Annotated in this window: 19 protein-coding genes; 13 read left to right on the plus strand and 6 right to left on the minus strand. The window is 48.5% G+C overall.

Features of this window, described 5'->3' with window-relative positions:
• Nucleotides 1-24 precede the first annotated feature (24 nt).
• Nucleotides 25-1326, minus strand: a complete 1302-nt coding sequence (locus tag NC980_RS11755; protein WP_190375193.1) for a recombinase family protein — start codon at nt 1324-1326, stop codon at nt 25-27.
• Between the two features lie 208 nt (nt 1327-1534).
• Here NC980_RS11755 and upp point away from each other — a divergent pair, with 208 nt between their 5' ends.
• From upp to NC980_RS11785, 6 genes are all read left to right on the plus strand, one after another.
• On the plus strand, nt 1535-2185 hold the full coding sequence (upp, locus tag NC980_RS11760) for a uracil phosphoribosyltransferase (protein ID WP_190375194.1): 651 nt from the start codon (nt 1535-1537) through the stop codon (nt 2183-2185).
• A gap of 47 nt (nt 2186-2232) precedes the next feature.
• Nucleotides 2233-2562, plus strand: coding sequence for a hypothetical protein (locus NC980_RS11765; RefSeq protein WP_190375195.1), 330 nt, complete (start codon nt 2233-2235; stop codon nt 2560-2562).
• A gap of 90 nt (nt 2563-2652) precedes the next feature.
• A complete protein-coding gene (locus tag NC980_RS11770) occupies nt 2653-2949 on the plus strand; it encodes a YggT family protein (protein WP_190375196.1) in 297 nt (98 codons plus the stop codon).
• 104 nt (nt 2950-3053) lie between these two features.
• A complete protein-coding gene (locus NC980_RS11775) occupies nt 3054-4574 on the plus strand; it encodes a DASH family cryptochrome (protein WP_190375342.1) in 1521 nt (506 codons plus the stop codon).
• A 273-nt stretch (nt 4575-4847) separates the two neighbouring features.
• Nucleotides 4848-6197: an FAD-binding oxidoreductase gene (locus NC980_RS11780; protein WP_190375197.1), complete on the plus strand. Its 1350-nt coding sequence runs from the start codon at nt 4848-4850 to the stop codon at nt 6195-6197.
• A 305-nt stretch (nt 6198-6502) separates the two neighbouring features.
• Nucleotides 6503-7624: a geranylgeranyl reductase family protein gene (locus tag NC980_RS11785; RefSeq protein WP_190375198.1), complete on the plus strand. Its 1122-nt coding sequence runs from the start codon at nt 6503-6505 to the stop codon at nt 7622-7624.
• 44 nt (nt 7625-7668) lie between these two features.
• Here the strand turns inward: NC980_RS11785 and NC980_RS11790 are convergent, their stop codons facing one another.
• Nucleotides 7669-8049, minus strand: coding sequence for a hypothetical protein (locus NC980_RS11790; protein ID WP_190375199.1), 381 nt, complete (start codon nt 8047-8049; stop codon nt 7669-7671).
• A gap of 331 nt (nt 8050-8380) precedes the next feature.
• Entirely contained in the window at nt 8381-8980 is a 600-nt protein-coding gene (locus tag NC980_RS11795) for a peroxiredoxin (protein WP_190375200.1), read from the minus strand.
• Between the two features lie 95 nt (nt 8981-9075).
• Between NC980_RS11795 and NC980_RS11800 the strand changes: the two genes are divergently transcribed.
• Both NC980_RS11800 and NC980_RS11805 read left to right on the plus strand, forming a co-directional pair.
• Nucleotides 9076-10647: an aldehyde dehydrogenase family protein gene (locus NC980_RS11800; protein ID WP_190375201.1), complete on the plus strand. Its 1572-nt coding sequence runs from the start codon at nt 9076-9078 to the stop codon at nt 10645-10647.
• Between the two features lie 2 nt (nt 10648-10649).
• On the plus strand, nt 10650-10973 hold the full coding sequence (locus tag NC980_RS11805; protein WP_190375202.1) for a cupin domain-containing protein: 324 nt from the start codon (nt 10650-10652) through the stop codon (nt 10971-10973).
• A gap of 3 nt (nt 10974-10976) precedes the next feature.
• On the opposite strand, the gene NC980_RS11810 is transcribed toward NC980_RS11805, so the two are convergent.
• Complete coding sequence (locus tag NC980_RS11810) at nt 10977-12305, minus strand: hemolysin family protein (protein WP_190375203.1); 1329 nt, start codon at nt 12303-12305, stop codon at nt 10977-10979.
• Nucleotides 12306-12448: 143 nt separating this feature from the next.
• On the opposite strand from NC980_RS11810, the gene mfd reads away from it, so the two are divergent.
• The 3 genes from mfd (at nt 12449) to NC980_RS11825 (ending at nt 17676) form a co-directional block, all read left to right on the plus strand.
• A complete protein-coding gene (gene mfd, locus NC980_RS11815) occupies nt 12449-15895 on the plus strand; it encodes a transcription-repair coupling factor (protein WP_190375204.1) in 3447 nt (1148 codons plus the stop codon).
• A gap of 197 nt (nt 15896-16092) precedes the next feature.
• Complete coding sequence (locus NC980_RS11820) at nt 16093-17067, plus strand: hypothetical protein (RefSeq protein WP_190375205.1); 975 nt, start codon at nt 16093-16095, stop codon at nt 17065-17067.
• Nucleotides 17068-17106: 39 nt separating this feature from the next.
• Nucleotides 17107-17676: a YtxH domain-containing protein gene (locus NC980_RS11825; RefSeq protein ID WP_190375206.1), complete on the plus strand. Its 570-nt coding sequence runs from the start codon at nt 17107-17109 to the stop codon at nt 17674-17676.
• A 256-nt stretch (nt 17677-17932) separates the two neighbouring features.
• Here the strand turns inward: NC980_RS11825 and NC980_RS11830 are convergent, their stop codons facing one another.
• Complete coding sequence (locus tag NC980_RS11830) at nt 17933-18148, minus strand: hypothetical protein (RefSeq protein ID WP_190375207.1); 216 nt, start codon at nt 18146-18148, stop codon at nt 17933-17935.
• Nucleotides 18145-19980, minus strand: a complete 1836-nt coding sequence (locus NC980_RS11835) for a DUF5942 domain-containing protein (RefSeq protein WP_190375208.1) — start codon at nt 19978-19980, stop codon at nt 18145-18147. Before NC980_RS11835 ends, NC980_RS11830 begins: the two co-directional genes overlap by 4 nt.
• Before the next feature lie 116 nt (nt 19981-20096).
• Between NC980_RS11835 and NC980_RS11840 the strand changes: the two genes are divergently transcribed.
• Together NC980_RS11840 and NC980_RS11845 are read left to right on the plus strand one after the other, a co-directional pair.
• Nucleotides 20097-20510 (plus strand): hypothetical protein, encoded by a 414-nt coding sequence (locus NC980_RS11840; protein ID WP_190375209.1) that lies wholly within the window; start codon nt 20097-20099, stop codon nt 20508-20510.
• Nucleotides 20468-22129: a DUF2079 domain-containing protein gene (locus NC980_RS11845; RefSeq protein WP_242026521.1), complete on the plus strand. Its 1662-nt coding sequence runs from the start codon at nt 20468-20470 to the stop codon at nt 22127-22129. Before NC980_RS11840 ends, NC980_RS11845 begins: the two co-directional genes overlap by 43 nt.
• Nucleotides 22130-22183: the final 54 nt, after the last annotated feature.

Genomic DNA, 22183 nt, shown 5'->3' on the forward strand with positions numbered 1-22183 from the left:
GCTTGCAATTTTCATTCGGTTCCGTTACGCTATCGTTAGACCTGCCGAAGTTGAGTGAGAATCACCTGCCGAAGAAAGGTGAGAATTAGGTGCCGAAGTTGTGCAAATATGCACTTTCTCAATCGCATCGAGAATCGCCGGGTTGTTTCCAGGAATCGCCAGCAGTTGCGAGCGTTGTACTCGCAAGGCGCCTAGCTCAGGTGATTCACGCCGCTTCACTTCTCCAACCGCCAGTTCAGCAATCGTCGCTGCCTTCTCGGTTAACGCGGCAACCACATGGGGCTCGATCGTAAACGAGCGCGGTTCAGATCCAAAGTCACAGATTGAAGCCGATTTGGAGTTACTGTTACAGCGCAGTGTGTAAACCAACTCGTCCGGCTCTGATTTAATTAATTTCCTCACTCCCATCGTCGCGCCACACTTACGACAGCGGCACAGCCCACTTCCTAGCGGATACGGAACGTTGTGCCGCTTGCCGCCTAACTTGCGATTCTCTCGACTGATCTCATTAATTAATAGAGCCTGCTCTGGACTAATCAGAATGTCAGTGTGTGTTCCATGCACGACCTCAGCCGGCTCCCGCGTCTTTGGATCGAACTTATAAGGTGTGTTGCCTCTCAGCACTTCACTCTTTAACCAGTGCCGCAGCGTCGTCCGGGTCATCTCCCTGCCGTACTGCTGCTTGATTAACAGACAGGTTTTACTGAGCGATCGGCACTCGAAGAACGTCTGCACAATCGTCTGCGCCGTCCCCCACTGATCCGGGTCGGCTTCATACTTGCCTTCTTTTGAGCGTCGATACCCAAACGGCACGGCGGGATTCGCTTTCTGCATTTGACGGAAATACTCGTAACCGCGCCGAATTCGCATACTCAACATCCGAATTTCAAACGCTGCATCGAGTCCTGCTTGGACGCGGCTCTTCCAAACGTACGGATTCTCCAGATCGATCGGATCGTCGCCCATATCGAGGATTACGAGCTCGATATTCTGCTTGAGAAACACTTCTATTAGATCGAGCGTCATTTGCGGCGAGCGGGTAATTCGATCATCTCGAGTGATGGTCACTCGGTCGACGCGCTCCTTCGCCTTCATTAAGCGTTCAAAGTCCGGGCGGTTGTCATCGCTGCCCGGCTGTAAATCAAAGTAGATCTCCGTACACCCAGCACGCTCTAAACGACTCTTCTGCTGCTTCGCTGCAACGTCTAGCTCGGTGTTCGAGATTCCTCGCCCGTAATCCAGTTGGCTAATCCGACGTATCCGATATTGTGAAATTCCGTCGCCATTAAAAGAGAGAAAGCACGGTACGATCGGAAACTCTATCACAAGATTACATATAACCGCACCGTGCGCGATCCTCTAGAGAGGAGAACACTGAAAATTACTATACGGCTTGTTGAAAAATTTTGTCAACACTAATGAGAAAGTATTTCAATAAAATCGGCAGCGACGATCGCGCAATTTTTCAACCTATCACCGAAAATATTGAAGCAGTAAGGAGTATGATGATTCAGATTATTCAAGATGAGCGCTTATGAGTCCGCAACTGCGTGTATACGTTCCACCCCATCCCCTAATCAAACATTGGCTTGGTGTCGCTCGGAATGCTGAAACACCCTCAACGATATTTCGCAGTGCAATCACAGAATTAGGACGGTGGCTCACGTATGAAGCCGTGCGCGAATGGTTGCCAACGATCGACACCACGATCGAAACTCCTCTCGCTCCCTGTCCGGCAACCTTTGTCAATTCTGAAGTCCCGATCGTGATCGTACCGATTCTGCGGGCTGGACTCGGTTTACTGAATGGCGCACAGTCGTTGTTACCCTTAGCATCGATCTACCATCTGGGACTGGTGCGAAATGAAGAAACGCTCGAAGCGAGTTGCTACTTGAATAAATTGCCCGATCGCTTTGATCCGCAAACGCGAGTTTTGATCGTTGATCCAATGTTGGCAACGGGTGGAAGCTCAATTCGAGCGATGGAAGAGTTAACTCAGCGCGGAATTGATCCAGCTTTTGTGCGAATTGTTGCAGTCGTTGCCGCTCCACCTGCCCTGCAAAAATTAGGTGCGGCTTATCCGAGCTTGAGCATTTACACGGCAGGGATTGATGAAGTGCTGAACGATCGCGGATTTATTGTCCCCGGATTGGGAGATGCGGGTGATCGGATCTTTGGGACTTGAGGATCGATACAATAGAAGTCTTATAGAGTTTGAGGAACGATCGCCGTATGAGTCAACAAGATAATTTTTCTGGTGGATTTGTTCTGGGGGCGATCGTCGGTGGCATTGTCGGCGGGATTATCGGCTCGGTCGTAACTGCGCAACGATTTGCAGAAGAAGTCGAAGACACTCAAGCCAAATCAGAACTCCCCAAGCCAAAACGCCGGATGCGTCCCTCGACCGAGCAAAATATTGAATTAGCGCGTCGAGGTTTAGAAGATAAGATTGCTCAATTGAATGATGCGATCGATGATGTGCGCCAGCAGTTAGGCAACGTGAACGGACGCGCCATTGAGAACGATTTGCCCGGAGCGCGAGAAATTATTCGAGAAGAATGACGTGCTTCCGCAGCAAGAGTACAAGAACAAAAAAGATCGCTTAAACTGTTCTGAGAGTGAATCACATTCCCTACACCAAAAGGAAAGGATATGAGTCCAGTCATTTTGCTTGCTACAACGATCGATCGGTTTCTGGGAATTTACTTTGCCCTGCTGATTATTCGCATTTTGCTCAGTTGGTTTCCGAATATCGACTGGTATAAACAACCTTTCGCGATTTTGAGCCAGTTGACTGATCCGTATTTGAATCTATTTCGTCGCGTCATTCCGCCGCTGGGTGGAATCGATTTCTCAGCAATTTTGGCGATTTTTGCGCTTCAAATCCTACAGGGATTCATTCCCGCATTGCTGAGTCCGTTGCAGAATTTATCGGCTTTTGCAGGCTAGAGTCTCAGCTTCTGAAGAGCCAACATTAAGCGATCGTCCATTTGACGGTCGCGCTCTTGTTTAGAAACGTTACGATCGACGTGCAGCGTTTACAAGACTCGATCGTGGCAGAGAAGCGGATTATTATTTGGTATCGCAATGATCTACGGATTCATGATCATGAACCGTTAGTAAAAGCACTTCGATCCGGTGCAAGTGTTATTCCAGTCTATTGTTTTGAGCCGAGGCAGTTTGGCACGACTCCGTATGGATTTCCCAAAACTGGGGCAATCCGAGCGCAGTTTCTACTCGAAAGCGTTGCGGACTTGCGGGAGAGTTTACGATCGCTCGGTAGCGATTTGATTGTGCGGCAAGGGAAAGCCGAAGAAGTGATTCCGGCGATCGCCAAAGAATTGAACGTTGAATTGGTTTATTACTATCACGAAGTTACTTCCGAAGAAACGGAGGTTGAAAAGACATTAAGTGAGGCGTTGAGAGCGATCGGCGTTTCGACTCAAGAATTTTGGGGACATACACTCTATCATCGTGACGATTTACCGTTCGAGATTAGCGAGACTCCAGAACTATTTACAAGTTTCCGCAAGCAGGTTGAGAAGTCTTCGACTGTGTACGAAGTGCTTCCGACTCCGGAGCGATTGCCGCAATTGCCGGAGATTAGTCCAGGTGAGATTCCAGCGTTGAGTGTGTTTGGACTCGAAGCACCAGAACCAGATCCAAGAGGCATGATTCCGTACAAGGGCGGTGAAACAGCGGGAAAGGCGCGGCTTCAGGAGTATTTCTGGAATCAAGATGCACTCAAGGCTTACAAAGAAACGCGCAACGGAATGCTGGGAGTCGATTACTCTTCTAAGTTCTCAGCATGGTTAGCATTGGGATGTTTGTCGCCGCGCTACCTCTATTCGCAAGTTCAAGACTATGAATCGAAGCGGGTGCGGAACGACTCAACTTACTGGCTGATTTTTGAATTGCTGTGGCGCGATTATTTCCGGTTTATTGTCGCGAAACATGGCGATCGAATCTTTTATCGATCGGGCTTGCAACGGATTCCGATCGCTTGGAAAAAAGATGTCGATCGGTTTGAACTTTGGCGCGAAGGGAAAACAGGTTTTCCGCTTGTAGATGCGAATATGCAGGAAATTGCCGCGACCGGATTTATGTCGAATCGAGGACGGCAAAATGTCGCCAGCTTTCTCACAAAAAATTTGGGAATCAATTGGCAGTGGGGTGCAGAATGGTTCGAGTCTCAACTGATTGATTACGATGTCTGTAGCAATTGGGGCAACTGGAACTACACCGCAGGAGTCGGAAATGATGCGCGGGGATTTCGGTTTTTCAACATCATCAAGCAATCGAAGGACTACGATCCAGACGGCTCTTATGTGAAACACTGGCTCCCAGCGCTGAAAGAGGTTCCCGCTGCTAAAGTTCATGAGCCTTGGAAACTTTTGCCTGTGGAGCAGCAGCGATTTAACGTGCGCTTAGGCGTGGATTATCCGAACCCGATCGTTGATCTATTCAAATCTGCCGAGGCAAACGAGAAAATCTACAACGCTGCATTCGGTAAATCGTCTCAGGCTCCTCAAAGAGAGCGCGATCGTCGATTTAAATCTCAAAAACGTCGCTAATTCTTCCGGGTAGCTCTCCCACTTTGGGAATAGTGGAATGGTAGATGCACCCTGATTATTTACCCTGGTCTTCGGATCAGGGTTTTTTATTAGAAATTTTGCGAATCCTCCGGATAGCTCTCTCACTTTGGGAATAGTGGAATGGTAGATGCACCCTGATTATTTACCCTGGTCTTCGGATCAGGGTTTTTTATTAGAAATTTTGCGATCGCAAGTACAGTTGAAAGCGAAAAATCCCTTTATAGTCAGAAACAAGACTATAAGGACAGCAGGATGACAACGACCACTTCTAACGCGATCGCATCGGTTTTAGCAGATTTGGCAGGACTTGATCTCATCACCGAGCCAAGCCAAGTCGCAAAACTCTCGCAGGATTACTATCATTTCAGCCCAGTTTTGCAGCCTCAATTGCAGGACAAATTCGGCGATGTGGTAGTGCGTCCAGTGAATGAAGCAGAAGTGTTACAAGTGGCGCAAGCGTGTGTTCGATATCGCGTTCCCCTCACCGTGCGGGGTGCGGGAACCGGAAACTACGGGCAATGTATTCCGCTCGAAGGCGGCGTGATTTTGGATTTAACTCGAATGACCGCAGTGAAATGGATGAAGCCTGGTTTGCTGCGAGTCGAGGCAGGTGCGAAACTAGCGGCGATCGACAAACAAACCCGCGAGATCGGCTGGGAAATTCGCATGGCTCCGTCCACCTATCGCACTGCAACGATCGGCGGGTTTATCGGTGGCGGTAGCGGCGGAATTGGCTCGGTGACTTATGGACAACTGCGCGATCGGGGCAATCTTCTGGCAGTGCGAGTGGTCACAATGGAAGATCAGCCAAGAGTGCTGGAATTGCGCGGGGATGAGGTGTACCAAGTGGCTCATGCGTATGGCACAAATGGAATTATCACGGAACTAGAGATTCCGCTTGCGCCTGCTTATCCTTGGGCAGAAGTGATTGTGACCTTTTCGGATTTTATGAACGCGGCTCGATTTGGGCAATCTCTCAGCGATGCGGACGGCATGATCAAAAAATTGGTGTGCGTTTGCGCTGATCCCATTCCGAACTATTTCGCGGCCTTGAAAAGCTATATTCCGAGCGGAAAAAGTTGTGCGCTTTTGATTGTTTCTGAGACTTGTTTAGAGCCGCTCAATGAATTTGTAAAAGAATTCGGTGGTGAGATTTCTTATCAAAAAAATGCTGAAGATGCAGGAAAAGGATTTGCTTTAGCTGAGTATAGTTGGAATCATACAACGCTTCATGCTCGCAGCGTTGATTCGTCGATTACTTATCTACAAACGCTATTTCCAGATGACAAAAATTTGACGCTTTTAGAAGAAATGTATCATCACTATGGTGATGAAGTGATGATGCACTTGGAGTTTTTGAGGGTGGAAGGAACGGCACGTCCGGCTTCGCTGCAATTGGTGCGGTATTCGACTGAAGAACGATTGAATGAGATTATCGCTCATCATGAATCAAAAGGCGCGTTTATTTTCAATCCTCATACCTATTTGATCGAAGATGGTGGGATGAAAATGGTGGATTTGGCGCAACTTCAATTCAAAGAAAAAGTTGATCCCTACGGATTATTAAATCCGGGTAAAATGCGGGCTTGGCTAGAGCGATAATTCGCACTCTTTTAGCCTGCTCGTTCAAATCATTCGGCAACTTAGATGATGTTTGAAGCATCTAGAAAGTCTCTTCGCTTCGAGATAACGATCGAAGACTTTTCAAGCATCTCCTTACAGAGTTCATCGGGAAATTTGTAAATACTTGATGATGATTGCTCTCCTAAGCTGAGAAACGCCGGAATTTTTTTAGAATCTAACGTACACTAGCAGAGCATTTCTGTGAATTACCGAAACAGTTCGGATCACGAGCTGAACGTTTGAATAATCTACATAGCGTTGACGTAGGAGTGAGGTTCCAGCATATGTTTGATTGTATTGTTGTCGGAGCAGGCCCCGCCGGAGGAACTGCTGCCTATCATCTTGCCAAACGTGGACGCTCTGTTTTGGTGCTGGAAAAAGAAGCTCTCCCTCGCTATAAACCCTGTAGCGGTGGGGTATCTCCTGCGATCGCTCAATGGTTCGATTTCGATTTCAGCCCCGTGATCTCGCGTAAAGTGAATTCGATTCGCTATACCTGGAAGCTTGGTGATCCAGTGGATGCAACGCTCAATACACCTGAGCCGATGTGGATGGTGCAGCGCGATCTGTTTGATGAGTATTTGATGCAGCAGGCACAGCAAGCAGGCGCGAAACTCCAAGATGCAACCGCAGTTACAGGCATCGAATTTAAAGGCAATCACTGGCAAGTCAACACTACGGCTGGAACCTTAGAAGCTCAATATCTCATTGCTGCTGATGGTGCAAAAGGATCGATGGCAAAATGGCTCGGATTCAAAGAGCGCAAAACCCGCATGGGTGCGGTAATGGAAGCGCCGCAAGCGATCGGCAATACTGCTCAGTTCGACTTCGGAATGCTGAAAAACGGCTTTATCTGGAATTTACCGAAAGCAGAAGGATTCTCTGCTGGAACCGCCTCATTTCGAGGGGACGATCGCACGGATTTTAACGCTGCTTTGTCGAAGTATGCAAAGGAAGCAGGCTTTAATACCAGTGGCGCACAGATTTACACGCATCCGATCGTATTTTGGGATGGCGATCAAACACTGCATACTCAGAATGCAGTGTTGGCAGGAGAAACGGCTGCGATCGTTGATCCAATGACGGCTGAAGGGATTCGTCCTTCGATGTATAGCGGTATGAAAGCTGCAGAAGCGATCGATCAATCGTTGAATGGAGATCAATCTGCCTTGGCGCAATACACCGAAACGATTCAGCGCGACTGGGGTAGCGACATGGTTTGGGCACAACGGCTGGCGAATCTGTTTTATCGTGTGCCGGGAATTGGCTACAAAGTTGGTGTGAAGCGTCCGACTGCGACCGATCGACTGGGCAAAATCATGTGTGGCGAACTGCGTTATGCAGATGTAGCAAATCGGGCGCTGAAACGGTTAGGAGGCGGATTGATTCCGGGTATGGGCGGTTAGAAGTTGGGGAGTAGAGGATAGGACTCCTCACCCCCAACAAGTAGCTAAGCCTTATGCGCGTAGTAGCTTGAGATATGTTCGTAAACGTGCTGCGGAAACTCTAAATCTCGATAGACATTACAAGCATCGGGATCATCGGAATTTGGGCAGATGGGAAACTCTTGTTGCTGCTGCCATTCGAGAATACGATCTCGCTTCGGCGGGTTGTAATCTTTGCCCTGAACTTGCTCGTAAAGCGATGTTGCTTCGGTTTCGTCGCAGTCCTTGTCCTTCAGAAGATATTCAATCACTTCTTCTTTTGACAAGAAATGCCGCGCAATCATCGCAAACACTAATCGCCCATAATGTCCGATGTCTTCCCCTGCATCTAGCGCATCCAGTAGATGCGCCATCATGTCGCTTTTTCTTAAAACTTCTACAGTCATTGCTATCGGTTTGATCTCATCACAACTGTTATAGAACTCCTGATCTAGCAATGCCGTCTATCAAAAGAAGGCTATTTGATACCAGATTGATTTGTGGATGCGACAGATCCTTCGCCTCCTAAATCCCCCATACTGGGGGACTTTGAGAATCCGAAACAGATTTGGCTTGAAGTCCCCCACTCGTGGGGATTTAGGGGGCTTCCGAGATCTGTCGCACTCAAAAATCAATTTGGTATGAGACGATCGCACGATTGCAATAAACAATAAAACTGGCAAAATAAAACCCCCAAGACCTTAATCTTAGGGGCAATACTCAGCCTGTCTAGAATGCTTAAACCGCTGCGAAGTATTCCTTCGACTTCACCGGATCAGGATTCATCGTTTGATCACCGGGTTTCCAACCTGCGGGGCAAACTTCATCCGGGTGCGATTGTACGTATTGGATCGCTTGCAGCGTCCGCAGCGTTTCATCCACACTGCGACCGAACGACAAGTTGTTGATTGTCGAGTGTTGAATCACACCATCTTTGTCGATGATGAACAGACCGCGCAGTGCAATTCCTTGTTCAGGATCAAGCACATTGTAAGCGGTGCTGATTTCTTTCTTGATGTCTGAAACCAATGGATAGTTTAAGTCGCCCACACCACCCGATTTACGATCGGTTTGAATCCAAGCGAGGTGCGAGAACGCGCTATCGACTGATACTCCAAGGATTTCGGTGCCGATCGCTTTGAACTCTTCGTGGCGATCGCTAAATGCGGTAATTTCGGTCGGACAAACAAAGGTAAAATCGAGCGGGTAGAAGAACAGCACCACGTATTTGCCACGATAGTCAGACAGTTTAATGTCTTTGAATTCTTGATCGATGACGGCGGTAGCAGCAAAATCGGGTGCGCTCTGACCGACACGCAAGCATCCTTCTTGGGTCATGGGATTTAATTCTCCTTGCAAGAGTAGCAGGTTTCGTATTAGGATCACGAAACTTTAACAACTATATCATAGTCATTACGATTTTGACCTACGAAATGTTTACCCAAATCGAATGTGCGATCGATTTACTAAATTCCCGGAAATCTGCGTGGCTCCAGGTCAAAACGGCAGCGCGGATTGATTATCTGAAGCGGTGTATGCAGGGTGTGATGGCCGTTGCAGAGCCGTGGGCGATCGCGGCGTGTGAGGCAAAGGGATTTGATCCAAAGTGGGTAGGTGAAGAATATCTGACCGGAGCAGTAGCGACCTTGACGATGCTGCGGGCGATCGTCAGAACACTCGAAGGACGAACTGCAAAAATCGAAAATAATATTGCGCGGGTGTTCCCCGATAATTGGTTCGATCGATTGCTTTGGCTTGGGTTTCGGGGGGAAGTTTGGCTCGATCGAGGTGCGGCTGAAGACTCAGAAAGCCCCCTAAATTCCCCACGAGTGGGGGATTTTGAATCTCGTCAGGTTTCTCAAGCTGGAGGGGTTGCGCTGGTTTTGGGAGCGGGGAATGTCGGAGCAACGCCGCCGCTCGATGCAATTCACAAGCTATTTGCTGAAAATCAAGTCGTTTTGCTGAAGATGAATCCGGTAAATGCCTACGTCGGAAAGTTTTTAGAGCAAGCGTTTGAGCCGTTAATCGCGGATGGTTTTCTACAAATTGTCTATGGTGGCGCTGATGTCGGCGCATTTCTTTGTCAGCATCCAAAAATTGACACCATTCACATCACGGGGTCGCATCATACTTATGAAGCGATCGTTCAATCACTCCCTCAGCCGAAGCCGATCACCTCTGAGCTAGGCTGTGTCACTCCGGTTTTGATTGTTCCCGGCGATTGGTCTGAGTCGGAGTTAAGATATCAAGCTCGTCATGTCGCGAGTATGGTAGTCAACAATGCCAGTTTTAACTGTGTGGCTGCACAGGTGATTGTGACGGCAAGCGGGTGGAAACTGCGCGATCGTTTCCTCGATCTAATCCGAGAAGAACTCGCCAAAACTCCCAGTCGCAACGCTTACTATCCAGGGGCGCAACAGCGCTATCAGGCATTTCTCGATCGTTATCCCCAAGCTGAAATCTTCGGCACTCGCACGGAAGCGATTGTACCGTGGACATTCATTCCGAATATTGAGGATGATTATGCGCTACAAAACGAAGCTTTTTGTGGAGTGCTGGCTGAAGTGAGTTTAGACGCGACGACCGCAGAAGAATTTCTTGATCGTGTCGTTTCCTTTGCTAATGAGAAAATTTGGGGCAATTTGTCCTGCGTAATTTTGTCGAAGTCAAACGTAGAAAATGCGGTTGCGAATTTGAAGTATGGCGCGATCGGCGTGAATGCTTGGTCGGCTGCCAATTTTGGCGTGCCTCAACTGACTTGGGGGGCTTATCCAGGCAGTGATGCGAACGATATTCAATCCGGTCAAGGCTTTGTGCATAACGCTTGCTTTCTCGATCGACCCCAGAAATCTGTCTTGTATGCACCGTTCCGAATGCCTCTGACTCCGGTTTGGTTTGCGGATCATCGGAATTTGCTCAATTGTTCGCGATGTTTTGCAAGACTTCAGATTAAACCCACGTGGGGCAACTTTGCTCAGGTTGTAATAGCAGCAATTCAAGGGTAGGTATGATTGGAAACATCTTTGAGATTGGGGAGCGATCGCTCGATCGAGAACTATTTGAGCCATTAATCGAAACCGATCAGCTATTAATTGAACGCATTATTTCAACTGGACAAACCACACCCGAAGGTGAATGGTACAATCAACCCCGCGATGAATGGGTGTTGCTATTGCAGGGTGAAGCGCAGTTAATGTATGAGGATGGGAGTGAGATCGATCTCAAAGCAGGAAATTATCTATTGATTCCAGCCCACCAAAAACATCGGGTGAGCTATACCAGCAACAATCCTGCTTGTATTTGGTTAGCGATTCATGCGCTGTTCGCTTAAGTGTTACATCTCTTGGATTGTTCCGTAAGACTTAGCAGCCTCAACTAAAACTTTATCCACGCGATTGCCGTCCATATCCATCACTTCAAACCGGAGTGTTTCCCATTCAAAAGCATCCGAAGCGGTGGGAATGCGTCCCAAATACATCACCACAAAACCGCCCAACGTCTGATAGCTACCTCGCTGTTCTCCGGGAAGCTCTTGGTCTTCAAGGTCTAAAATCTCTTTAAATTGATAAATGGGCAGCATTCCATCGAGCAGCCAAGAACCATCCTCACGCTGAATCGCTTGCGGTTCTGCTAACTCCTCAACTGTGGGAATGTCTCCGACGATCGCCTGCAACACATCCGTCAGCGTCACCAATCCCTGAATCACCCCATATTCATCGACCACGAACGCAATCTGAGTTCCGGTTTGTTTAAACAATTCCAATACTTTCAGGGCGCGGGTACTTTCTGGCACAAACACCGGAGTCTGGAGCGAACTGGTAAACTCAAGCGGCTGACCCGACATTAGATTAACCAACAGATCATAAGTTTGCACCACACCGAGCAAGTGATCTAATCCACCTTGACAAACGGGAAATCGAGCATGAGCGCTTTCTGTTATCTGGCGGCGAATTTCGTCGATCGAATCCTCCAGATCAATCCAGGTAATCTCTAAGCGGGGAGTCATCAACGAACTAATACGACGATCGCCCAACCGAAACACCCGCTTCATGATGTCTTCTTCTGCCTGCTCGAACATTCCCGCCTCTGTGCCCTGCTCGATCATCACGCGGATTTCTTCTTCGGTGACAGGCGGATCATCCGACGGACGAATGCCCAAAAATCGAACCGCAATATTGGTAGACGTGCTGAGCAGATAGACGATCGGCGCTGCGATTTTTGCCATCAAACTCATCGGAACGGCTGCCCAAGTTGCAATCACTTCTGGCGAGTTGAGTGCGAGTCGTTTTGGTACGAGTTCACCGACAATCAGCGTCAGATAAGTCAGGCTCAAAATGGCAATTCCAAACGCCAGCGCTTGACTGTACGGCGCAAGAAAGGGCACGGATTGAAAGAATGGTTCTAATCGACGAGTTAAGGCTTGTTCCCCGAATGCACCGGACGCAATTCCAATTAAAGTAATGCCGACCTGAACGATTGCTAAAAAATTATTCGGCTGCTCTGCTAGACGTAGGGCGACTCTCGCTTTAGCGTCGCCTTGATTCGCGCTTTGCAGAAGGCGGACTTTGCGGGCAGACACGATCGCCAGTTCAGACATGACAAATAACCCGTTTGCCAGCGTCAGAAACAGAATAATCAGCAGGTCGGAGGTGAACGAATTCATCCAGAAATTGGCACTTCGCCGAGAGAACGGACTGTAATAGTTTATCTTTCAATGGTGAATACTTTCGGGCATTTGGTCTTCCGTCTGTCAGCAGAAACTCAATTCGATAGAATGTAAAGACCCATTAAGATCTTCTGTCCGACATGGCTTTTTCTTCGATTACCCGCGCACTCGGTCGATCGCCGCTCACCACGGAACTGCTCAGCAAACTCAAGCAACATTCGACGCTGCATCTCAGTGGCTTATCTCGTTTAGCCAAAGGGATTGTCGCGTCAACGCTGGCACAGGCAAGCGATCGACCACTCTTAGTGATTACGGCAACCCTGGAGGAGGCGGGGCGCTGGAGCGCTCAGATGGATGCGATGGGCTGGGATACGGTACACTTCTATCCGACTTCGGAATCGTCTCCGTATGAGCCGTTTGATCCTGAAGCAGAGATGACTTGGGGACAGTTGCAAACGCTGGCGGATTTGGTGAAGGGAACGGGAAAAACAGCGATCGTCGCGACCGAACGCGCCCTTCAGCCGCATTTGCCGCCGCCTGAAGCGTTTACGCCCTACTTCGTGACGCTGGAGAAGGGCAAAGAAATCAACCTCGGACAGTTGAGCGATACGTTAGCGAAGTTGGGCTATGAACGATCGAACTTAGTTGAAACCGAAGGACAATGGAGCCGACGCGGAGACATTATTGATGTGTTTCCGGTTGCAGCAGAATTACCGGTGCGAATAGAGCTATTCGGGGATGAGTTAGATCAGATTCGCGAGTTTGATCCAGGAACACAACGATCGCTCGATCGCGTTACGCAAGTCACTTTAACACCAACTAGCTTTAGTCCGATCATTCAATCTGCATTAGATGAGACTGTTCTTGAATATCTTTCGCCCGAAGATCAAGAGCGCTTTGCAGAGGGCGTAGCCATTGAGGGAATGCGTCGCTTTTTAGGGTTAGCGTTCGATCGTCCCGCATCTTTATTAGATTATCTATCTAGCAATACAATCATCGCGATCGATGAACCTGAAATGACTCAGGCACATAGCAATCGTTGGGTCGAACACGTCGAAGAACAATGGCAAGAAGTCAAACCCACCTTGCCGAAAATTCACCGAACCTTAGAGTCTGCTTTGATTGAAGCTGAACGGTTCGATCGCATTACCCTAAATGAACTTGCTGAAGAAAAGAATGGCTTAAATCTGGCTTGTCGTCCAGTTCCAGCGATTCCGCATCAATTTGCAAGACTGGCGGAAACCTTGCGGCAAGAGCGCGATCGTAACTTTGCAATTTGGCTGGTTTCGGCGCAACCTTCGCGATCAGTGGCATTGCTGCAAGAGCATGATTGCCCCGCGCAGTTTGTTCCGAATCAGAAGGATTTTCTGGCGATCGACAAGCTCCAAACGCAGCATATTCCAGTTGCTCTTAAATACTCTGGCTTAGCGGAACTTGAAGGATTTGTCTTACCAACCTTTCGCATTGTTATTGTTACCGATAAAGAGTTCTTCGGACAGCAAACCTTAGCAACACCGACTTATGTTCGTAAGCGTCGTCGTGCTGCATCGAAACAAGTTGATCCAAATAAGTTACAGCCTGGGGACTTCGTTGTTCATAAAAGTCATGGAATTGGACAGTTTCTCAAGCTTGAAAGCTTAACGATTAACAATGAAACTCGTGAATACTTAGTTCTGAAGTATGCAGATGGATTGTTAAGAGTTGCAGCCGATCAGTTAGGTTCACTCTCCCGTTTTCGCGGTGTGGGAGATGCGAAACCTGAACTAAACAAAATGTCGAGCAAAGCTTGGGAAAAAACCAAGAGCAAAGTTCGTAAAGCAGTTAAAAAGGTTGCGGTTGACCTGTTGCAACTCTATGCACAACGGGCACAGCAACAAGGATTTACCTATCCGTCTGATATGCCGTGGCAGCAGGAAATGGAAGATTCTTTCCCGTATCAGCCCACACCGGATCAGTTAAAAGCAGTTCAAGATGTCAAGGTGGATATGGAGAGCGATCGACCAATGGATCGCTTAGTTTGCGGTGACGTGGGCTTTGGTAAAACTGAAGTCGCCATCCGAGCCATTTTCAAAGCAGTCACCGCTGGAAAACAAGTTGCATTACTCGCTCCCACAACAATTCTGACCCAACAGCACTATCACACCCTCAAAGAACGCTTTGCACCCTACCCGATTCAAGTTGGATTGCTCAATCGGTTCCGCACGGCTGAAGAGCGCAAAGACATTCAGCGCCGCATGATTACTGGAGAACTGGATATTGTAGTCGGAACACACCAGCTCTTAGGTAAAGGTGTTGCATTCAAAGATTTAGGATTGTTGGTAGTTGATGAAGAACAACGATTCGGAGTTAATCAAAAAGAGAAAATTAAATCTCTGAAGACTCAAGTTGATGTTCTCACGCTCAGTGCAACTCCGATTCCGAGAACTTTATACATGGCTCTTTCCGGTGTGCGGGAAATGAGCTTAATTACCACACCGCCGCCTTCTCGTCGTCCCATTAAAACTCATCTATCACCCTACGATGGTGAAATGGTGCGATCGGCAATCCGCCAAGAACTCGATCGCGGGGGTCAAATCTTCTACGTTGTGCCGCGTGTCGAAGGAATTGAGGAAATCTCCGCTCGCATTCGGGAGATGATCCCAGGCGTGAGAATTGAGATCGCGCATGGTCAGATGCCCGAATCTGAGCTTGAATCCGTGATGCTAACTTTCGGAGGAGGTGAAGCTGATGTTCTGCTCTGTACGACAATCATCGAATCCGGCTTAGACATTCCCAGAGTCAACACGATTCTAATCGAAGATGCTCAGAAGTTCGGTTTGTCGCAGCTTTATCAGTTGCGTGGTCGAGTCGGACGTGCAGGCATTCAAGCACACGCATGGTTGTTTTATCCGAAACAACATCAACTTTCAGATGCAGCCCGTCAACGGCTCCGCGCTTTGCAAGAGTTTACTCAACTTGGATCGGGCTATCAGTTAGCCATGCGAGACATGGAAATCCGAGGAGTGGGTAACTTACTCGGTGCAGAACAATCCGGACAGATGGATGCGATCGGCTTTGATCTGTATATGGAAATGCTGCAGGAAGCAATCCAGGAAATCCGCGGTCAAGAAATTCCGCAAGTCGATGATACGCAGATTGATCTCAGTCTCACAGCGTTTATTCCTGCCGATTATATTCCAGACTTAGATCAGAAAATGGGTGCTTATCGTGCGGTCGCGGCGGCACAATCAAAAGCTGAATTGGTGCAAGTCGCAGCCGACTGGAATGATCTTTATGGTCAAATCCCGATCGCGGCTCAACAGCTTCTTAGAGTCATGGAACTGAAGCAAATCGCTAAAAAGCTTGGTTTCTCTCGAATTAAACCCGAGGGTAAGCAGCACGTTATTTTGGAAACTCCGATGGAAGAACCAGCTTGGAATTTGCTGAAGGAGAATCTACCGGAGCATCTGCGATCGCGCTTCGTTTTCACGCCTGGAAAAGTTACGGTTCGCGGTTTAGGTGCGCTCAGTGCTGATCAACAGCTCACGAACTTAATTGACTGGTTAAGCCGGATGCAAGGCGCTTTACCGGAACCCGCATTGGTGTAATGCAATAGCTTCACTCTAAAATTCCTATCGTTCTTCGGAGATTAGTCACAATCTAATCTCCGAAGATTTGTTTGATTGCACTTTGCTGTAAGTCTGTCTTTGGGGGCATTTAGTCCTAAAGTGAACTCGCTAGCTTTGCTGTAGATGACTATTTAATCACTCATCAGTCAGCAAAATTTTAACCAGGGAAAAGAGCCATGCTTCAGGAAGATCAGTTTACTACCAATCAAACGAACTATCCACAGCAATCAACATCAACTCCCCAATCACAGAGCTATCCGACATCAACCCCTCAATCACAGAGCTATCCGACCTCAGTTAACATGGAGGCTAAAACACCCGCTTCGACTGACTACAAGCCAGAAGTGAAATCTGATAGCTCTAGCCTAGGTTCACCCCTCTCAAGAGCGTTAGTTGGTGCGCTAATTGGAGCATCGATTGGGCTGTTAGCCGGTCGAAAAGTATCTGAAGGCTTTAACCGCGCCTCTAAAGGCTTTGGTAAAGCACTGGGTACGATCGGGGAAGGATTGGGGACCACTGCAAAAGGCATTGGAGAAGCGGCACAAAGTATTGGAGACGGTGTGAGCTATGCAGTTGTAGGAGGAACATCTGAGGCTGCACATAACGTGGCACATGGCGTTCAACAAGTTGCATCTGGAACGGCGGATGTGATTCAGCAAACCGGACAAGCAGTAAGCCAAGGGGCGCAACAAGCTGTTTCAACGACTGCGGATGTGATTCAGCAAACCGGACAAGCCGTGAGCCAAGGAGTACAGCAAGCCGCTTCGACCACTGCTAATGCTGTCTCTCAAACCGGACAAGCGGTAAGCAAAGGAACACAACAAGCGGCTTCGACCACTGCTAACGCGATCGACCAAACTGGACAAGCGGTAAGCAAAGGAACACAACAAGCGGCTTCGACCACTGCTAATGCGATCGACCAAACCGGACAAGCAACAAGCCAAACGATCGATAATGCTGCTTATGCTACACAGTCTTCAACTGGAGAATCTGTGATCGATCGCGAAATGTCTGCAAAATCAGTCGAGATGGATGTCGATCAGCCAGTGGACATTCAAACAGAACAGTCCTACACTTACCCGACGATGGAACAAAACGCAGAAGTCGATCCGGTTGACGCTTTCTACGAATCTTTTGAGCGGAGAGAGTAAGCAGAAGATCGAAGTCAGTCAATCAGGAGACATGCGATCGTGGCAAATAGCAATGAGTTTTTAATAACAGCAACTCCTCCGGTTAATGGTTCTAGCCATGCATCCGCTAGTCCATCGGGGAACGGGAACGGCTTAACGAAGATTGTGATCGGAGCCTCGATCGGGGCTATATTGGGAGGTCTTGCTGCGTCGCTTCTGACTCCAGAGGCAACAAGGCGGATCAATCAAACAATTAGAGGTGTGGGGGAAACGGCAAGGTCTACGGCAGACAATCTCAATGATGCTGTGCAACAGATTGGGGATGCGGTCAATGATGTTGCCGAGAACATTAATGGTTCTACCACAGATGTCAATGAGGCAGTTAATAGTGTGACGACCAGTGTGAGTCATACTGTGAAAAACACAGTGAGTACGGTTAGACAAACCGCAGATGGTGTGAATGAAACTGTGAAGACTGTGATGAACGCGGTTAACGCAGTGAAAGCGATCGCCAATGATGTTAAAGCACCCCCGGCACAGCGAGTTGTCAATGTGCCCACTACTTCGCCCACTGCCGCCACTGGTGAAACGCTGTATAAGCTAGTTCCAATTGATCAAGACGTGAAGTAGCTTGCGAATTTTCTCGCATCGAATCCAGTTCAAATCTCAATTTGATTTGTAAATGCTGCACACGTATTGTAGGTTTTCCGGTAGCGATGCGATTAATCGCATCGCTACGATCCCAAATACAGCGAATCGATGATTTGGCGCGCTTGTTTATTGGTTTGTTTGTTGGTATGGAGCGGCTGAAATCCTGCCATGTCTTTTATCACTATTTTTGAATAATAAAAAGCCCGCTAAGGTTTACACTTTAGCGGGCGGTCGCTTAGAGAATCTGAAACTGTTTCACTTCAAGAATCTGTCCAATCATCGCAAAGCTCATCACATCATCGCGAATTTCTCCTTCAACGGTGACTTTTAGCCCTGCGTGTTGCAGTTCTTCTGGGGGCTTGTGTAATTCGTAAGACTTGCCATTGTCGGCATCGATCGCCCAAGCTCCCGTGCCAAATCCTTTCCGCTGAATCACTCCTGTAACGGTCATACTGTTCTTTCTCCCGCTTTCAAAGCCAATCGCGCTAGCCCATAGCAGAGTAGTGCATTCACAATCAAATACGCTCTCCCGATGAAACCCTCACCGAGCCACATGACTTGTGGATCAACGATCGCGCTAATTCCCAAGAAAGTCGTCACGCCGATCGTCGTGCCGATCGCAAACAATCTTCCCTGAGAATGTCCTAACAATAACGCAAGCAGCATAAACGGAATCAGCACACTGGCAGAAATCGGATTGAGCGCTCCACTCGCTTGAATCGCGCTTCCCAGTTCAGGCAGCGAACTTCCCAGAATGCGGAATGGGAATTGCGGCATATCAAATCGGTACAGTCCCCGGAGAAAGAACAGCCCAGAACTGCCAGCCACCAATCCCGACGACATCGCCCAACCCCAGTTGAACGGGAAGTACACTTTCAAGAACCATGCCAATAGATAAGAACCAAGCACCATTGCCAGTTTTGGCAGTAGTCCTACGACTCCACCATCGATCCAGAAGCGCGGATTCAGATAGCCATTGTCCCGCAGCCAGCGCCAAAAATCGTTAAACGTAATCTTGCCGTGTAGCGCGAGTTTGACTGCTGCCGAAGCATCCAGCTTTCCGGCTCCAAAATGATTTAGTTCATCAGATTCAACTTTGCGAGCGGATTGCTTCATAACGGCTAACACTTCATCGGGTTCGGTGACTCCTGCAGCTTTGATCAAAGCTGCCACTCCCGCAACATGCGGAGCCGCCATGCTCGTTCCTTGAAAGGCTGCGAACACAGATTCACCCGTTTGGGGATTCAGCGTATTTTGCAGAATGCCGCCTGCTTCACCTTGAGCGGTTGAGCCACCCGGAGCAGCAATATCCACCCCGGCACCAAAGTTAGAATAAGGCGCTTTTTCTCCAGAGGCATCTAATGCTGCCACCGCGATCGCGTGAGGATACCGCGCTGGATAATCTGCCGCATTGCTGCTGGAATTTCCCGCCGCCGCGACGACCACGACCCCTTTACCGTGAGCATAGTCGATCGCATCTTTCAGCACTGAACTTTCACCACCGCCACCCAAACTGAGGTTGATCACATCAGCTTTGTTATCTGCTGCAAATCGAATGGCTTCCGCAATGTCTGCAACGGTTCCACCGCCAAAAGAACTCAGAACCTTGAGCGGCATAATGTTTGCTTCGTAAGCAATTCCGGCAACGCCAAAGTTATTGTTTGTGGACTGTGCGATCGTGCCTGCAACGTGAGTTCCATGTCCGTTATCGTCTTCGGCATTGTCGCTATCGTTCACAAAATCGTAGCCTGTAACAAAGTTAGTCTGCTCTAAATCGGGAACCTTCGAGACTCCGGTATCAATCACTGCAACCGTTACACCCCGTCCTTTCGTTTCTGTCCAGCCTGATTCGATGCCAATGTTGTGCAAGTTCCATTGTTGGCTGTACATCGGATCGTTGGGCGCTAGAGCGGAGAGCTTTGGTTCAGAGTTTGAACGAACTGCTTTCGGCGTTTCACCTTGGGGAATGCGATAGATATAATCCGGCTCGATCGCTTCGGTGTATCGCTTCAAATTGGATTTTTTCAGTTTGTCTAACAGCGATTTGTCGCCTTCAACCGTATAAAGATGTTCGAGTTGTGAAAATTGACTATTTAATTGAGGGCGGACGTGGTAATTTTGCGCGATCGCATCAATCTGAGATTGAATCTCAGTGTTGGCGAGGTCATCGCGGAAATCGAGAATGATGCGATCATAAGTGCCTTGAGTGGCTAAACCGGGAAACTGCACGATCGCCCAACCCAATCCCACAAGACAGAGGGCGATGATCAGGAGCTTTCTCATAATAGAAGCCAAAATCCTACTTGCACTCCAACCATAGCCGATACTGCTGTTCTCGTGTGTTTAGAACAATAAAGCTATGGCACGATGGAAACTGTCGATCGTGCGCCTTCAAAATTATGATTCACGGGTTGTTATGGTTGCCGTTATTGGCAGCATTTATTGGATTAGCGTATGCAGGCTGGAATGAATATCAAACCTTAGAAACCTACCGCCGTTGGGCAGAACCGTTTGGACGAGCGAAATACGATATTTACTCAGTTTTGGGACAAAAAGAAGATACACTAACGGTCGGCAAAGCAACCCGCAAAGCAGTGACCGAAACCGATACTTTTTCATTAGAATCTGTGCAAAATATTCGACTGCTGGTAAACGGTGAAGCCGTTGATCTCAATGCGCCACCCACTAAGGGAAAAACGATCGCACTTGCGTTTGATTTGGGCGATCAATCGATTGAAGTGCCCTTTACTCAAGTTAGTTTGGCGGCACGATGGGGCGAAGTATTGACCAAGGACTGGCAGGCGTTGAAATGAGGATTTTGAAGCGAATCGTCCCGGATCGCCATCAAGTAGGATTGCGACGAGCGCTCATGCTTGCGATCGTATTTTTTACGATCGTCCTAGCAATTTCGCTCAACCGTTATTTCTCGTTTTATACCTCTTACGATCAAGGACTTTTCAATCAGCTATTCTGGAATAACCTACACGGGCGTTGGTTTCAGAGTTCACTCACGTCTGCAAATTCCATTGCTTCACTCGAAGACGGTGTAACTCCAATTGTATCTTTTATTCATCTAGGGCAGCATGTCGTTTTAACTTTCCTGCTCTGGCTTCCGTTGTACGCCCTCTTTCCTCATCCGATTACATTAATTGTGTTGCAAGTGGGATTGATGACCGTGGGCGGATTGCTGCTATATGCACTAGCACGACAGCGATTATCAGAACAGTTATCGGTCTGGATTACTGCCAGTTATTACACAGCGATTCCAGCCGTGGGTTCAACCGTTGCGAACTTCTACGAACACTGCCAGATTCCATTGTTTACGTTTGGAACACTTCTGGCACTGGAGAAAAAAAACTGGCTTTGGTTTTGGATCTGTGCGGTCTTGGCGCTGGGCGTTCGGGAAGATGCAGGGATTATCCTGTTTGGTATTGGCGTGTATTTGATGCTGAGTCGGCGGCATCCGGGGATTGGCATTGCGCTCTGCATTCTCAGTTTTGGCTATGTCGCGTTCGTGACGAATGTGATTCAACCGCAGTTTTCATCGGATGTTTCACGATTGTATTTAGCCAATCGATTTAGACAGTTTGTAGATACGGATCAGCCCACGACCTTGCAAGTGCTTTGGGGCATGGTCACGCATCCGCTCCGGCTGGCGCAATATTTGCTGCTGCCGATCGATCGTCGCATTAACTATCTTGCGGGGCAGTGGGCGGCGTTAGCGCTTGTGCCTGCGGTATCGGGAGCGGCTTGGATTCTCTCAGCGTTTCCGTTGATTGCGATCTTTGCTCAAACCGGACAGACTGCGCTCTCGGTGACGCTGCGATATGCTGTCGCTGTGGTTCCGGGTGTGTTTTATGGTGCGATTCTGTGGTGGGAGCGCCATCCACACTGGTTTACCGCCAAGTTCCGTCGATGGTGGAAAGTGTGCATTGTGCTATCGCTGTTATTTATGGTGAGCGGAAATCCGCATCGAGCTTTTTCGTTTATGATTCCAGATTCGGTGCGTCCTTGGGTGTTTGTGCCACTGCCGCGTCAATGGGAACACGCAAGCCATATCTATAACGTGATTCGCAATGTTCCAGACAATGTGAGTGTTAGCACGACGACCTATCTTGTGCCGCAGCTTTCGACCCGTCGGATCATCGTCCGCCTTCCAACCTTGGAGATCTATGACGATCGCCGACAAAAGGTTCGGGTCGATTATGCGATCGCAGATCTCTGGCAACTGAAGGAATACAGCAAAGCGTTCAAAGATAGTCAAGCATACCTCGCCAGAACCTTACCGCTACTGGAGAAGCTGGTCAACGAGAATCAGTACGGTGTGCGCCAAGTTGAAGATGGCGTGGTGATGATGGTGCAGGGTCAGCCTTCTGATCCAGCGATTTTGGCGCAATGGCAGAAATTAGTTCTGCAACTGAAACAGGGATAAAGCATTGATTATTTGCTCGATCGGATAGATTTGCTACGCTGGGTAAAACAACGC

This window comes from Leptolyngbya sp. AS-A5, from assembly GCF_039962495.1.
Lineage (GTDB): Bacteria > Cyanobacteriota > Cyanobacteriia > Leptolyngbyales > Leptolyngbyaceae > Leptolyngbya.

Excerpts from the sequence above, each read along its gene's own strand:
- upp (WP_190375194.1), top strand. The coding sequence starts at position 1,535 with ATGAGTCCGCAACTGCGTGTATACGTTCCACCCCATCCCCTAATCAAA.
- NC980_RS11765 (WP_190375195.1), top strand. The coding sequence starts at position 2,233 with ATGAGTCAACAAGATAATTTTTCTGGTGGATTTGTTCTGGGGGCGATC.
- NC980_RS11770 (WP_190375196.1), top strand. The coding sequence starts at position 2,653 with ATGAGTCCAGTCATTTTGCTTGCTACAACGATCGATCGGTTTCTGGGA.
- NC980_RS11780 (WP_190375197.1), top strand. The coding sequence starts at position 4,848 with ATGACAACGACCACTTCTAACGCGATCGCATCGGTTTTAGCAGATTTG.
- NC980_RS11785 (WP_190375198.1), top strand. The coding sequence starts at position 6,503 with ATGTTTGATTGTATTGTTGTCGGAGCAGGCCCCGCCGGAGGAACTGCT.
- NC980_RS11790 (WP_190375199.1), bottom strand. The coding sequence starts at position 8,049 with ATGACTGTAGAAGTTTTAAGAAAAAGCGACATGATGGCGCATCTACTG.
- NC980_RS11795 (WP_190375200.1), bottom strand. The coding sequence starts at position 8,980 with ATGACCCAAGAAGGATGCTTGCGTGTCGGTCAGAGCGCACCCGATTTT.
- NC980_RS11800 (WP_190375201.1), top strand. The coding sequence starts at position 9,076 with ATGTTTACCCAAATCGAATGTGCGATCGATTTACTAAATTCCCGGAAA.
- NC980_RS11805 (WP_190375202.1), top strand. The coding sequence starts at position 10,650 with ATGATTGGAAACATCTTTGAGATTGGGGAGCGATCGCTCGATCGAGAA.
- NC980_RS11810 (WP_190375203.1), bottom strand. The coding sequence starts at position 12,305 with ATGAATTCGTTCACCTCCGACCTGCTGATTATTCTGTTTCTGACGCTG.
- mfd (WP_190375204.1), top strand. The coding sequence starts at position 12,449 with ATGGCTTTTTCTTCGATTACCCGCGCACTCGGTCGATCGCCGCTCACC.
- NC980_RS11820 (WP_190375205.1), top strand. The coding sequence starts at position 16,093 with ATGCTTCAGGAAGATCAGTTTACTACCAATCAAACGAACTATCCACAG.
- NC980_RS11830 (WP_190375207.1), bottom strand. The coding sequence starts at position 18,148 with ATGACCGTTACAGGAGTGATTCAGCGGAAAGGATTTGGCACGGGAGCT.
- NC980_RS11835 (WP_190375208.1), bottom strand. The coding sequence starts at position 19,980 with ATGAGAAAGCTCCTGATCATCGCCCTCTGTCTTGTGGGATTGGGTTGG.
- NC980_RS11840 (WP_190375209.1), top strand. The coding sequence starts at position 20,097 with ATGATTCACGGGTTGTTATGGTTGCCGTTATTGGCAGCATTTATTGGA.
- NC980_RS11845 (WP_242026521.1), top strand. The coding sequence starts at position 20,468 with ATGGGGCGAAGTATTGACCAAGGACTGGCAGGCGTTGAAATGAGGATT.